Source organism: Rhodoferax sp. U11-2br (assembly GCF_018619435.1).
GTDB lineage: Bacteria > Pseudomonadota > Gammaproteobacteria > Burkholderiales > Burkholderiaceae_C > Rhodoferax.
Genome location: NZ_JAHFZF010000003.1, coordinates 102,871 through 116,656, shown reverse-complemented (window position 1 = coordinate 116,656; position 13,786 = coordinate 102,871). Strand labels below are relative to the sequence as shown.

At 55.3% G+C, this 13,786-nt stretch carries 15 protein-coding genes and 1 tRNA gene; all 16 read right to left on the bottom strand.

The features are described 5' to 3' along the window. Positions 1-6 precede the first annotated feature (6 nt). Positions 7-2,040 carry an NADH-quinone oxidoreductase subunit L gene (nuoL, locus tag KKO72_RS02995; protein WP_214935315.1) on the bottom strand — a complete coding sequence of 678 codons (2,034 nt, stop codon included), beginning with the start codon at positions 2,038-2,040 and terminating at the stop codon, positions 7-9. A 6-nt stretch (positions 2,041-2,046) separates the two neighbouring features. Further along, on the bottom strand, positions 2,047-2,355 hold the full coding sequence (gene nuoK / locus KKO72_RS02990) for an NADH-quinone oxidoreductase subunit NuoK (protein ID WP_078363882.1): 309 nt from the start codon (positions 2,353-2,355) through the stop codon (positions 2,047-2,049). Next, the gene (locus KKO72_RS02985; protein WP_078363883.1) at positions 2,352-3,011 is read right to left on the bottom strand and encodes an NADH-quinone oxidoreductase subunit J; all 660 of its coding nucleotides are present in this window, start codon (positions 3,009-3,011) and stop codon (positions 2,352-2,354) included. The genes nuoK and KKO72_RS02985 overlap by 4 nt, the downstream gene beginning before the upstream one ends. A gap of 25 nt (positions 3,012-3,036) precedes the next feature. After that, the gene (nuoI, locus tag KKO72_RS02980) at positions 3,037-3,570 is read right to left on the bottom strand and encodes an NADH-quinone oxidoreductase subunit NuoI (RefSeq protein WP_078363884.1); all 534 of its coding nucleotides are present in this window, start codon (positions 3,568-3,570) and stop codon (positions 3,037-3,039) included. A gap of 12 nt (positions 3,571-3,582) precedes the next feature. Beyond that, the gene (gene nuoH, locus KKO72_RS02975) at positions 3,583-4,659 is read right to left on the bottom strand and encodes an NADH-quinone oxidoreductase subunit NuoH (RefSeq protein ID WP_214935313.1); all 1,077 of its coding nucleotides are present in this window, start codon (positions 4,657-4,659) and stop codon (positions 3,583-3,585) included. Beyond that, complete coding sequence (gene nuoG, locus KKO72_RS02970) at positions 4,656-6,794, bottom strand: NADH-quinone oxidoreductase subunit NuoG (RefSeq protein WP_214935311.1); 2,139 nt, start codon at positions 6,792-6,794, stop codon at positions 4,656-4,658. Before nuoG ends, nuoH begins: the two co-directional genes overlap by 4 nt. A gap of 11 nt (positions 6,795-6,805) precedes the next feature. After that, positions 6,806-8,158 carry an NADH-quinone oxidoreductase subunit NuoF gene (gene nuoF, locus KKO72_RS02965; protein ID WP_214935309.1) on the bottom strand — a complete coding sequence of 451 codons (1,353 nt, stop codon included), beginning with the start codon at positions 8,156-8,158 and terminating at the stop codon, positions 6,806-6,808. Beyond that, on the bottom strand, positions 8,155-8,646 hold the full coding sequence (gene nuoE / locus KKO72_RS02960; RefSeq protein ID WP_078363888.1) for an NADH-quinone oxidoreductase subunit NuoE: 492 nt from the start codon (positions 8,644-8,646) through the stop codon (positions 8,155-8,157). Before nuoE ends, nuoF begins: the two co-directional genes overlap by 4 nt. Continuing rightward, the gene (locus KKO72_RS02955) at positions 8,643-9,896 is read right to left on the bottom strand and encodes an NADH-quinone oxidoreductase subunit D (protein WP_214935306.1); all 1,254 of its coding nucleotides are present in this window, start codon (positions 9,894-9,896) and stop codon (positions 8,643-8,645) included. The genes nuoE and KKO72_RS02955 overlap by 4 nt, the downstream gene beginning before the upstream one ends. Positions 9,897-9,899: 3 nt before the next feature. Further along, entirely contained in the window at positions 9,900-10,517 is a 618-nt protein-coding gene (locus KKO72_RS02950; protein ID WP_214935305.1) for an NADH-quinone oxidoreductase subunit C, read from the bottom strand. 10 nt (positions 10,518-10,527) lie between these two features. Further along, on the bottom strand, positions 10,528-11,007 hold the full coding sequence (locus KKO72_RS02945) for an NADH-quinone oxidoreductase subunit B family protein (RefSeq protein ID WP_078363891.1): 480 nt from the start codon (positions 11,005-11,007) through the stop codon (positions 10,528-10,530). 4 nt (positions 11,008-11,011) lie between these two features. Further along, entirely contained in the window at positions 11,012-11,371 is a 360-nt protein-coding gene (locus KKO72_RS02940; protein WP_078363892.1) for an NADH-quinone oxidoreductase subunit A, read from the bottom strand. A gap of 58 nt (positions 11,372-11,429) precedes the next feature. Beyond that, positions 11,430-11,514, bottom strand: a tRNA-Leu gene (locus KKO72_RS02935). Between the two features lie 115 nt (positions 11,515-11,629). Further along, complete coding sequence (gene secG, locus KKO72_RS02930; protein WP_214935304.1) at positions 11,630-11,983, bottom strand: preprotein translocase subunit SecG; 354 nt, start codon at positions 11,981-11,983, stop codon at positions 11,630-11,632. 38 nt (positions 11,984-12,021) lie between these two features. Next, entirely contained in the window at positions 12,022-12,762 is a 741-nt protein-coding gene (gene tpiA, locus KKO72_RS02925) for a triose-phosphate isomerase (protein WP_214935302.1), read from the bottom strand. Beyond that, positions 12,740-13,756: an NAD(P)H-quinone oxidoreductase gene (locus tag KKO72_RS02920; protein WP_214935300.1), complete on the bottom strand. Its 1,017-nt coding sequence runs from the start codon at positions 13,754-13,756 to the stop codon at positions 12,740-12,742. The genes tpiA and KKO72_RS02920 overlap by 23 nt, the downstream gene beginning before the upstream one ends. Between the last annotated feature and the right edge of the window lie 30 nt (positions 13,757-13,786).

Below are 13,786 nucleotides of genomic sequence, written 5' to 3'. Positions count from 1 at the left end.
TTTCTCCTATTTGAGCCAGACGAAATACGTCATGAGCACGAAGATGCCCAGCACCATCGACAGCGCGTAGTCGTACAAGTACCCGGTCTGGAATTTCCTGACCACGCTGGAGATCAACCCAACAACACGCCAAGAACCATTGACTGCAGCGCCGTCAATCAGCGTTTGATCCCCAACCTTCCAGAACAGCGTCCCTAAACCGCGCGCGCCGCGCGCCAAGACGTTCTCGTTGAACCAGTCCAGGTAATACTTGTTGTCCAACAACTGATAAAGCGGCATCACGCTGCGTTTGATCGCAGCAGGCAAGGCTGGATTGACCATGTACATGTAGTAAGAACAGACCACACCTGCCAGAGCCAGCCAGAAAGGTGTCGCCGAGAAGCCGTGCCGTGCCAACGCTGCCGCACCATGGAATTCTTCCGAGAGAACTTCCATGGCTTTATGAATCTCGTGGTTCACAAAAATGGCGTCTTTGAAGAAGTCTCCAAACAACATCGGCCCAATGGTGTGGTAACCAATGATCAAAGAAGGGATGGCCAGCAGAATCAAAGGAATCGTGACAACCCAGGGTGACTCCTTGGGATGGTGGTGCGCGTCATGACCGTGACCGTGATCGTCAGCAGCGTGGTCGTGTCCATGGTGGGCATCCGGGTTCTGGTCAAAACGTTCCTTGCCATGGAACACCAGGAAGTACAGCCTGAACGAGTAAAACGCGGTCACGAACACACCCGCCAGTACCGCAAAGTAGGCTAACCCGGAGGCTGGCAAATTGCTGGCGTGCACCGCCATGATGATTTCGTCCTTGGAATAGAACCCTGAGAAAAAGGGCGTCCCAATCAAGGCCAACGAACCAACCAATGAGGTGATCCAGGTGATAGGCATGTATTTGCGCACCCCACCCATCCAGCGGATGTCCTGGTTATGGTGCAGACCCATGATCACCGAGCCTGCAGCCAGGAACAGCAAGGCTTTGAAGAATGCATGGGTCATCAAATGAAACACAGCCACAGAATAGGCAGAGGCGCCCAGCGCCACCGTCATGTAGCCCAACTGCGACAGCGTGGAATAAGCGACCACCCGCTTGATATCGTTCTGAATAATGCCCAAAAAACCCATGAACAAGGCCGTGATGGCACCGATGACCATGATGAAGTTGAGTGCGGCCTCACTCAGCTCAAACAACGGAGACATGCGGGCCACCATGAAAATACCAGCGGTCACCATCGTGGCGGCATGGATCAGCGCCGAAATGGGTGTTGGGCCTTCCATGGAGTCAGGCAGCCAAACGTGTAAAGGGAACTGTGCCGACTTGCCCATGGCGCCAATGAACAGGCAAATGCAAATCACGGTGACCAGCATCCAATCTGTTCCTGGCAAGGTCATGGCAGCCAACTCGTCGGCTTTCGCAAACGCCTCGGCGTAACTCAAGGTGCCTGCATAAGCCGCAATCAGACTGATACCCAGGATGAACCCGAAGTCGCCCACGCGGTTCACCAAAAACGCTTTCATGTTGGCAAAAATCGCCGTTGGTTTGTTGTACCAGAAGCCAATCAGCAAGTAAGACACCAACCCCACTGCTTCCCAACCAAAAAACAGCTGAAGCATGTTGTTGCTCATCACCAGCATCAACATGGAAAAGGTAAACAGCGAGATGTAAGAAAAGAAACGGTTGTAACCCTCGTCTTCTTCCATATATCCAATGGTGTAGATGTGCACCATCAGAGAGACAAAAGTCACCACACACATCATCATGGCAGTGAGACCGTCCACCAGGAAGCCGATCTCCATCTTCAGGCCACCGACCACCATCCAGGTGTAGAGGGTTTCATTAAAACGTGCGCCATCCAAGCTCACACTTTTGAGCGTGAAGGCAGACAGGATGAAAGACAGCAACACACCGAGGATGGCAACGGAATGCGAAGCCCGGCGTCCCATACTGTTGCCACCAAACTTGGTCCCCAGCACACCGGCCATCAGGGCACCCACCAATGGCGCCAGGGGAACGGCCGCCAACATAGGGGCGGATAGGGTTTGAATCATTTCCTGTTACCCCTTCAACGAATCAAGTTCGTCCACATTGATGTTGGATTTGTTCCGGAACAGCACCACCAGAATGGCCAGACCAATGGCGGACTCTGCGGCGGCAACTGTCAGAATGAAAAACACAAAAATCTGTCCATGCAGATCACCCAGGTAGTGCGAGAAGGCGATGAAATTGGTGTTGACAGCCAACAACATCAACTCAACAGCCATCAGCAAAACGATCAAATTCTTGCGATTCAAAAAGATGCCAATGACCGAGAGCGCAAACAGAACAGCGCCCAGCGTCAAGAAATGGCCCAAGGTCAACGTCATGCTTTGTTCTCCACAGATGGTGCTTCGACCGCATCAACAGGCAAGGCGGGTTGGGTAGCCGCCATCTTCACCACGATCATCCGGTCCTTGGCTCTTACCCGAACCTGCGCGGCCGGGTCAATGGCCTTGCTGTCCTTGCGCTGGCGCAACGTCAGCGCAATCGCCGCAATCATGCCAACCAGCAAAATCGCAGTGGCAACCTCGAGCGGATAAATATATTGGGTGTAGAGCAGTTTGCCCAGCAGCTTGCTATTGGAAAGCTCGGCCCCAGCGTTGCTCACCGCGGCTGCAGTACTGGGCGCATCAGCGACCTGAAAACCACCCAGGAGGACCGCCGACATCTCTGCAATGATCAAGAGGCCCAACACAGCCGCCAGCGGAAAATGTTTCCAGAAACCTTTGCGCATTTCCTCGGTGTTGACATCCAGCATCATCACCACAAACAAAAACAAGACCATTACCGCGCCGACATAGACCAGCACCAAGGTCAGCGACAAAAACTCAGCCTTGAGCAGCATCCAGATCATCGAAGCCTGGAAAAAAGTGAGCACCAAGTACAAGACCGCATGCACCGGGTTACGTGTGGTGATCACCCGAAAGGCAGCGGCCAACAAGATGGCAGAAAACAGGTAGAACAGACCAGTCGTGACACTCATGATTCGGATTCTTTCTTACGACGGATCAACGGTATTTGGCATCAGCCAACTTGCTGGCAGCAATTTGGGGCTCATAACGGTCACCGACAGCCAGCAACATTTCTTTGGTGAAGTACAAGTCGCCTCGCTCCTCCCCGTGGTATTCGAGAATGTTTGTTTCCACAATCGAGTCCACCGGACAGCTCTCTTCACAAAAACCACAAAAAATGCACTTGGTCAAATCGATGTCATAACGGGTTGTTCGACGAGAACCGTCCGCCCGTTCTTCGGATTCAATGGTGATCGCCATCGCGGGGCAGACCGCTTCACACAGCTTGCAGGCGATGCAACGCTCTTCACCCGTTTCATAACGACGAAGCGCATGCAAGCCCCGAAAACGTGGCGACAAGGGCGTTTTTTCCTCGGGATATTCCAGCGTGATCTTGCTTTTGAAGGCGTACTTGCCGGTAAGCCGCATGCCCTTAAAAAGCTCGGTCAGAAAGAAACTCGACAGGAAATCCGATAAGAAAAAGGCATTCACGGAAGAGCTTTTACTGGTATTCAAAGTTGGGGTTGACATAAGCGACTCACATTACTTCCAAATGTTCCACGGAGTCTGCATCCAGACACCAATCACCACCAGCCACACCAAAGTCACCGGAATAAAGACCTTCCAACCCAAGCGCATGATCTGGTCATAACGAAAGCGAGGGAAAGTGACACGTACCCAGATAAATACCGTCATCACGGCAAAGGTCTTGAGCCCAAGCCAGATCCACCCCGGAATCCAGCTCAAAGCCTCGATGGGCGACAACCAACCACCAAAAAACATGGTGACGCTAAGGATGGAGATCAACCAAATGCTTGCATACTCAGCCATCTGGAACATCGCCCACGACATGCCGGAGTACTCCACCATGTGCCCGGCCACAATTTCAGACTCGCCTTCAATCACGTCAAAAGGGGTGCGGTTGGTTTCAGCCAGACCGGATACAAAATAAACCACCACAATCGGCAACAGCGGCAGCCAATTCCAGGACAGGAAGTTCCATCCCATTTGGGAGAAATGCCCCTGGCTTTGTCCCATGACGATGTCCGTCATATTCAAGCTGTTCGACACCATCAACACGATCAGGAAGCAAAAACCCATGGCGATTTCATAACTCACCATCTGGGCCGAGGCACGCAATGCGCCCAAGAAGGCATATTTGGAGTTCGAAGACCACCCTGAGATGATCACACCATACACCTCCAAAGATGCAATCGCCATCAGAAACAACAGACCCGCATTCAGGTTGGCAACTGCAATCTCCGGGCCAAATGGCACCACGACCCAAGCTGTCAAAGCGGGTGCAACCGTCAGAACAGGTCCCAGATAAAAGAGAAACTTGTCCGAGGCAGCTGGCCTGACGATTTCCTTGGTCATCAGTTTCAAGGCATCGGCAATCGGTTGCAACAGGCCCCATGGACCGACACGATTGGGGCCAATCCGGATCTGCACCCAGCCCAGCAACTTGCGCTCCCACAAGGTCGCGTAGGTCACAGCACCCATCACAATCATCAAAACTGGGATGATTTTGATCAAAGCCCACACCAGTGGCCAAACGATGTCCACCCACCACTGAGCGGATACCAGGCCTAGGCCGCCGGAATAAATCTGGTCAATCATGCTGGCACCTCCTGGGTCTCAGCGAATTTGGCGTCTGCCGTGCTTTGCAAGGCAGGCGCCCGACGCACGATGCCATCAAGTTGGTAAATGTTGGCGACACAGGGGGTCAGCATCCCAGAGCCAGGCACCGCTGACTGCGCATTCGCGTTGCTGAGACGTGCAGCCGGTACAAACGCAGGAACCACACCATCAGCATCGGCCAGGATCTGCTTCAGGATATCCTGAGACGACTCTGCCTCAAAACCCGGCAACTCCAGGATATTGGCCAATGCCCGAAACACTTTCCAGGCAGGACGCGTGTCACCCAAAGGTTTGACCACCGCATGAAAGCTCTGCGCCCGCCCTTCGGCGTTCACAAAGGTTCCAGAAGTTTCTGTGAATGGCGCAATGGGCAGCAGCACATCACTGCAGTCCAAATTGGTCTTGAACGGGCTCAAAGTCACGACCATCTGGCATTGGGCCAGAGCCGCCACTGCGGATTTCCCACCGACACTGTCAAACTGCGGCTCGGTATTGAGCAACATGACGGCCTTCAGACCTCCTGCCAGCATTTGACCGGCATGAAGCCCACCGGTCCTCGGCATAGCTCCCACAAACTGCGCACCAACGGTATTGGCTGCTTCGGTCAGGTACCCCACTGTCGCACCAGTGTTCTCACCAATCCAGTTGGCCAAGGCCAACAACTCGCTGGCCTGGGGGTGATGTGCCGCCGCATTGCCCAACAAAACGGCTCGACGCTCACCTCCGAGCAAGGAGAGCGCCACGGCGCGAGCGGCATCCGTCACCTGACCACCGCGCGGCGCCTGGATCTGCTTTTCAAGCGCCACAACAGCCGCGATATCGGCCAGCGCCTGCACCCAGCCAGCACTTGGAGCCGTGCATATCGTGGCGACCGGCATACCCCAATCGACGGGGCTCGCTGCCACCACATGAACAGCACAACCCAGCTTGACGGCTTGGCGCACACGTTGGGCGAACAAGGGATGGTCCTTGCGCAGATTGGAGCCAACCACCAGAACACTCTGCAAGGTCGACAGATTGGCAATCGGCATCCCCAAAAACCGAACGCCAGGCTGCCCGGTTTCGAACTGGGCATGACGGAGCCGGTAGTCAATGTTGTCGCTGCCCAGACCTCGCACCAAAGCGCCAGCGAGAGACAGTTCCTCCAGCGTGCTGTGCGGGCTGACCAATGCACCGATGGCGCTGGCGCCATGGTCTGCCTTGATGCTCTTTAACCCGTGGGCCACATATTCCAGCGCGGTCTTCCAGTCAACCTCATGCCATTGACCACCTTGTTTGATCATGGGGCTTGTCAGCCGATCTGAGCTGTTCAGCGCTTCATAAGAAAAACGATCACGGTCAGCAATCCAGCATTCGTTGACTGCTTCATTTTCCAGAGGCACCACCCGCATGACCTTGTTGTTCTTGACCTGCACGATCAAGTTGGCCCCGGTGGAGTCATGCGGGCTGATGGACTTGCGACGTGACAACTCCCAAGTCCGCGCGCTGTAACGGAATGGTTTGCTGGTCAGCGCACCCACAGGGCAGATGTCGATCATGTTGCCCGACAACTCGGAATCAATCGTCTTGCCACCAAAAGTTTCAATTTCGGCGTGTTCACCACGGTGCGACATGCCCAACTCCATGGCGCCGGCAATCTCCTGCCCAAAGCGCACACAACGGGTGCAATGGATGCAGCGCGCCATTTCCTGCATGGAGATCAAAGGGCCCACGTCCTTGACCGGGACGACCCGCTTTTCTTCTTCGTAACGCGAGGCCGTGCCGCCATAACCAACCGCCAGATCTTGTAACTGGCATTCACCACCTTGGTCACAAATGGGGCAATCCAGAGGGTGGTTGATCAGCAAAAACTCCATCACCGACTGCTGGGCCTTGATCGCCTTGTCGGATTTGGTACGCACCACCATGCCTTGTGTCACCGAGGTGGCACAAGCCGGCATGGGTTTGGGCATTTTTTCGATGTCGACCAGACACATGCGGCAACTCGCCGCGATGCTGAGCTTTTTGTGGTAACAGAAATGCGGGATGTAGGTCCCAACCTTGTCAGCGGCGTGCATCACCGTGCTGCCCTGCTCAATCGCTACTTTTTGACCGTCGAGTTCAATTTCAATCATCTGGTGCTCACTCAAACGTATGCGGGAACCATGCAGGTCTTGTGTGCAATGTGGTATTCAAATTCAGGCATGTAATGCTTGAGCATGGCCCGCACCGGCATGGCTGCAGCGTCGCCCAGTGCACAAATCGTGCGCCCTTGAATGTCTTCCGCCACAGAGTTCAACAGAGCCAGATCCGCTTCACGGCCCAGCCCATTTTCAATGCGATCCACCACACGTGACATCCAGCCTGTGCCTTCCCGGCAAGGTGTGCACTGCCCGCAGGACTCGTGCATGTAGAAGTAACTGAGTCGCTGCAAACTCTTGACCATGCAGCGCGAATCATCCATGACGATGACTGCACCCGAGCCCAGCATCGACCCAGCCTTGGCGATGGCGTCGTAGTCCATGGTGCAGTCCATCATGATGTGGGCTGGCAACACAGGTGACGACGACCCGCCAGGAATCACCGCCTTGAGCTTGCGACCAGAACGCACACCCCCAGCAAGTTCGAGCAAAGTGGCAAACGACGTGCCCATGGGCACTTCATAGTTGCCCGGCAACTCCACGTCACCACTCACCGAAAATATCTTGGTACCACCATTGTTGGGCTTGCCCGATTCCAAATAGGCCTTGCCACCATTGCGAATGATCCAAGGCACAGCACCAAAAGTTTCGGTGTTATTGATGGTGGTTGGCTTGCCGTACAAGCCGAAACTGGCAGGGAACGGCGGCTTGAAGCGCGGCTGGCCTTTTTTGCCCTCCAGCGACTCCAGCAAACCGGTCTCTTCACCACAGATGTAAGCCCCGAATCCATGGGCCGCATGCAGCTGAAAACTGAAGCTGGTGCCAAGAATGTTGTTGCCCAACAGCCCGGCAGCCCGGGCTTCTTCCAACGCCTCTTCAAAGCGCCGGTAGGTGTGAAAAATCTCGCCGTGAATGTAGTTGTAACCCACGGAAATGCCCATGGCATAGGCGGCAATGATCATGCCTTCAATCACAACATGTGGATTGAACTCCATGATGTCACGGTCTTTGCAAGTGCCGGGCTCACCCTCATCCGAGTTGCACACCAGGTACTTTTGCCCCGGAAATTGCCGAGGCATGAAACTCCACTTCAGTCCGGTCGGGAAACCGGCGCCGCCACGACCACGCAGACCCGATTCCTTCACCGTGGCAATCACCTGATCCTGCGTCAAACCAGGTCCACCGTCCAAACCCAGCACCTGACGCAAGGCCTGGTAACCACCACGCGCTTCGTAGTCTTTCAGGCGCCAGTTGGAGCCATTGAGATTGGCCAGGATTTGTGGGTTGATATGCCGATTATGAAAACAGGTCTGCACACCACTGGACTGGAACTGCGCCAGAAAGCTGTCAACACTCATGACTTCACCTCCATCGAACGCAGGCCGTCCACCAACTGATCCAACTTGTCGTCGGTCATGAAGCTGCACATGTTGGTGTCGTTGACCAGCATCACGGGTGCATCGGCACAGGCCCCAAGACACTCACATTCTTGTAGCGTGAACAGCCCATCTGGCGTGGTCTGATTGGCATCAATGCCAAGTTTTTCTTTCAAGTGGGTCAACGCATGGGCACCGCTGCGCAACTGGCAAGGCAGGTTGGTGCAAACATTGAGTTTGTACTTTCCCACAGCCTTCTGGTTGTACATGTTGTAGAAGCTGGTGACTTCATGCACAGCCATGGGCGCCATACCCAGGTAGTCAGCCACAAAGCGCTCACTCTCCGGACTGACAAAACCCTGTTCCTGCTGAACGATCTGCAGGCAGGCCATGACAGCCGACTGACGTTGCTCGAACGGATATTTGGCAACCTCTTTGGCAAAGGCTGCGAGAGACTTTTCTGAAATCATCGGTCAACTTCCCCAAACACAATGTCCATGGTGCCGATGATCGCCACCGCGTCAGCAATCATGTGGCCTTTGCCCATCTCGTTGAGAGCAGCCAGATGCACAAAGGCAGGTGGTCGAATTTTCATGCGGTACGGCTTGTTGGCGCCATCACTGACCATGTAGATACCGAATTCCCCTTTGGGATGTTCAATGGCCGAGTAAGCCTCCCCTTCCGGAACCGCAAAACCTTCTGTGAACAGCTTGAAGTGGTGAATCAGATCTTCCATGTTGGTTTTCATGGCTTCCCGATCTGGCGGCGCAATCTTGTGGTTGTCCGTGATCACCGGACCCGGGTTGGCGCGCAACCAGTCCACACATTGTTTGATGATGCGATTGGACTGTTTCATTTCCTCCATACGCACCAGATAGCGGTCGTAGGTATCCCCGGTTTTGCCTACCGGAATGTCAAAGTCAAGACGGTCATAGACCTCGTAAGGCTGCTGTTTGCGCAGATCCCAAGCGATGCCGGAACCACGCAACATCGGTCCAGTAAACCCAAGGTTCAACGCCCGCTCTGGCGTTACCACACCAATACCCACTGTGCGCTGCTTCCAGATCCGGTTTTCCGTCAGAAGTGTGTGGTACTCACCCAGATAAGTCGGGAAACGCTGAGTAAAGTCGTCGATGAAATCCAGCAGACTGCCACCACGATTGCGGTTCAAAGCTTGGGTGGATTTGGCACTGCGAACCTTGTTGGGTGCATGTTGCGGCATCGTATCGGGCAAATCGCGGTAAACGCCGCCTGGACGGAAGTACGCGGCATGCATACGTGCGCCACTGACCGCCTCATACGCATCCAGCAGGTCTTCCCGTTCACGGAAGGCATACAGCATGACCGTCATGGCGCCACAGTCAATCGCATGAGCACCCACCCACAACAGGTGATTGAGCAGGCGGGTGATTTCGGCAAACATCACCCGGATGTACTGTGCGCGAAGAGGGACTTCCAAGCCCAGCATTTTTTCGATGACCAGGCAGTAGGCCTGTTCGTTGCACATCATGGACATGTAGTCCAGACGATCCATGTAGGGCAAGGTCTGCAGGTAGGTCTTGTTTTCTGCCAGTTTTTCGGTGGCACGGTGCAACAGGCCGATGTGGGGATCGGCACGCTGGATCACTTCACCATCAAGTTCAAGAACCAGTCGCAACACACCGTGCGCTGCCGGGTGCTGCGGGCCAAAATTCAGGGTGTAGTTTTTAATGTCCGCCATAACTTACTGCGCCTGCGGCAGGCCTCCATAGTTCTCTTCGCGGATGATGCGGGGCGTGATCTCACGCGGCTCAATCGTGACAGGCTGATACACCACGCGCCGTTGCTCGGCGTCATAACGCATCTCAACATGCCCGGACAAGGGAAAGTCTTTGCGAAATGGATGGCCAATAAATCCGTAATCCGTGAGAATCCGGCGCAAATCGTCATGCCCCTCAAAAACGATGCCATAGAGGTCAAAAGCTTCGCGCTCGAACCAGTTGGCCGCACTCCAGATATCGCAAACCGAACGGATCACCGGCGCATCATCGTCGGCAGCAAAAACCTTGAGCCGAACGCGCTGATTCAAACTCACCGACAACAGGTGCAGCACCACACAAAAACGCTGCCCAAGCTGTGGTTCATCTTTGTAGGTTGAATAGTCCACACCACACAAGTCAATCAGCTGCTCAAATTGGCAGGCCGGATGATCTCGCAAGATACCAGCCACCTGGTGGTAGTCAGCCGCCTTCACCACCAGAGTCAACTCACCCCATTTCACAACACTACTCTGCACGAACTCCCCCAAAGCCACATTGACCTGGGCCTGGAGCGTCTGAGGATTTACCGCGTATACCGTCATGACATTCCTTTTAAGTACGCGCAATGGTTTGCGTGCGACGGATCTTGTTCTGCAACTGAATGATGCCGTACACCAACGCTTCAGCGGTGGGCGGACAACCCGGCACATAGATATCAACCGGCACAATACGGTCGCAGCCACGCACCACAGAATAGCTGTAGTGGTAATAGCCACCCCCATTGGCGCACGACCCCATGCTGATCACCCAGCGCGGCTCAGCCATCTGGTCATATACCTTGCGAAAGGCTGGCGCCATCTTGTTGGTCAAGGTCCCCGCCACAATGATCAGATCAGACTGACGTGGACTCGGTCGAAACACCTCGGCACCAAACCGGCTGATGTCATAACGGGCCGCAGCCGCGTGCATCATTTCAACCGCACAACAGGCCAGACCAAAGGTCATCGGCCAGACCGACCCCGTCTTGGCCCAGTTCACGACGCTGTCATACGTCGTCGTGACAAACCCTTCTTTGAGAACACCTTCAATCATTGACTTACTCCCAATCCAGGGCGCCTTTAAGCCACATGTACACAAAGCCAATCGTCAGAATGGTCACAATTTCCAAACCGACCATGAAGCCATAAAGACCCAGCTCTCTGAGCGTGACCGCCCAAGGAAACAGCAACGCCGTTTCCAGGTCAAACAGGATAAAAAGAATGGCAATCAGGTAATAGCGGACGTCAAAGGTCATTCGGGCGTCGCCGAATGCCTCAAAGCCGCATTCATAAGGGGAGTTTTTGGCAGCGTCGGGGCGATTGGGGCCCAACACGTAACCGATCACCTGGGGAAGTACCCCGATGGCGATACCCACCAGGATAAACAAGAGTACCGGCAGGTACTGACCGAGGTTCATCATAAGGATTTGTCTGCTTGTATCTCAGGCACATTTGCACGTGCCCGAGTTGTTTATCTGGTGCCGTCGGCGAGACTCGAACTCGCACAGCTGTCGCCACTACCACCTCAAGATAGCGTGTCTACCAATTCCACCACGACGGCAATTTAGATCTTCTAAAAGACACAAACCTTGATGTTTGTTAAGTCTGTAGAAGCAAGCGGGAGTTTACCCTGAAATCCTTGTTCTCCTAGGGTGAGAGTATATTTCGAAAGTCAATTACTTCGACGGAATTTGTGCTGCACCAGATGCAGGAACTGCAGGAATTGTAGCGGCAGGCGCGGGCGCAACCAAGGCTGCGTTTTCAAGAACACTGCCAGAGCTCGCAGCCGGACGAGCAGAGCCAAAATACGCCAGACCCAGGGTGCTGACAAAAAACACCGTGGCCAGCACGGCGGTGGTACGCGACAGGAAATTGGCGCTGCCACTGGCCCCAAACAGGCTGCCTGAGCCACCACTGCCAAATGCCGCACCCATGTCAGCGCCCTTGCCATGCTGCACCAGAATCAAACCCACCATCACCACCGCAGAGAGCATCTGCACTGCCAGCAAAATCGTCAACAAAACATTCATACCTTACTCCTCATTCAATAGCCATCAACGCTTATCTATCAAGCGGCTGCAGCAATAATCGTTAAAAAATCCGGGGCTTTGAGGGCGGCGCCGCCAATCAGGCCACCGTCAATATCGGGCTGGGCCAGCAGCGAGGCTGCGTTGGCCGCGTTCATGCTGCCACCGTACAGCAGCTTGATGCGGTCGGCGTGTTCGGAAGCGGCCTTCAACTGAGCACGCAACACCGCGTGCACCTGCTGCGCCTGCTCTGGCGTTGCCGTCTTGCCGGTGCCAATGGCCCAGACCGGCTCGTAGGCCACCACCACCTCGCTGATGCAATGTCCATTGGTTTGAATCACTGCGGCCAGTTGGCGCTTGACCACCTCGTCCGTGAGGCCTGCTTCACGCTCGGCCAGCGTCTCACCCACACACACAATCGGCGTGATGCCACTGCTCAGGGCGCGCTGCGCCTTGGTGGCGACCACAGCATCGGTCTCGCCATGATACTGGCGGCGCTCGGAGTGGCCCACGATGGCGTAACGCACACCAAACTCCTTGAGCATGGCGGCCGAGGTTTCACCGGTGTAGGCTCCGACTTCATGCGCCGAGATGTCTTGCGACGCGAGATCGATCTTGGTGCCCGCCAGCAAGGCCTGGCACTGCGCCAGATACACCGCAGGCACACCCACGGCGACCTCGCAGCTGGCTTGACCCAGGCCGGCGAGGATGTCCTTGAGCAGCTTTTCATTGGCAGCCAGGCTGCCGTTCATCTTCCAGTTACCTGCAATCAGCTTTTTCATGATGTTGTTCCCAAGTCAAAACAATTTTTCCAACGTGCTGGCTCGATTCCATCAAGGCATGCGCCGCCGCCACATCGGTCGCCGCCAACGACCGGTAGATCACCGGCTTGATACGTCCGTCAGCCAGCGCTGGCCAGACGTTTTTCAGACAGGCTTTGGCAATAGCGGCTTTGAAAGCCACCGGCCTGGGCCGCAAAGTAGAACCCGTGATGGTCAGACGCTTGCGCAAGACCAGACCCGCATTGAACTCGCTGCGGGTACCACCTTGTATCGAAATGATGAGAAGGCGCCCATCGTCCTTGAGGCATTGAACCTCTTTGGCCACATAAGCCCCGGCCACGATGTCCAGAATGACGTCCACACCTTGACCCTCGGTCAGGCGCAACACCTCGTCCTGGAAATCCTGTGTCTTGTAGTTGATGGCAGCGTCCGCCCCCAGGGCGATGCAAGCCTCACATTTTTCAGCACTGCCCGCCGTCACAAACACCCGCGCGCCTGCCAACTTGGCCAGCTGGATGGCCGTGACACCAATGCCGCTGGAGCCACCCTGGATCAGCACGGTTTCACCGGGCTGCAGGCGCGCACGCTCCATCAGGTTGCTCCAGACCGTGAAAAACGTCTCGGGCAGACTGGCCGCCTCGACATCACTCAAGCCCGCAGGCACCGGCAAACATTGGGCAATAGGCGCCACGCAGTACTCTGCATAACCGCCACCCGCCACCAGCGCACACACCCGGTCACCCAGCCGAAATCCAGCCGCAGCCAGCTCAACCGGGTCGCCTTGGGCGATGGTGCCAGCGACTTCAAGCCCCAAAACGTCCGACGCACCCGGCGGCACCGGGTAGTGCCCCTGGCGCTGCAGCACATCAGGACGATTGACACCACTGGCCGCCACTCGGATGAGCAACTCACCCGCGCCCGCCACAGGCACAGGCCGCTGACCCAGATACAAAACATCTGGGCCGCCGAAGCCAGTGATTTCAATCGTTTTCATGGTCATTTTGGCCTCTAGCCCTTATTTAAT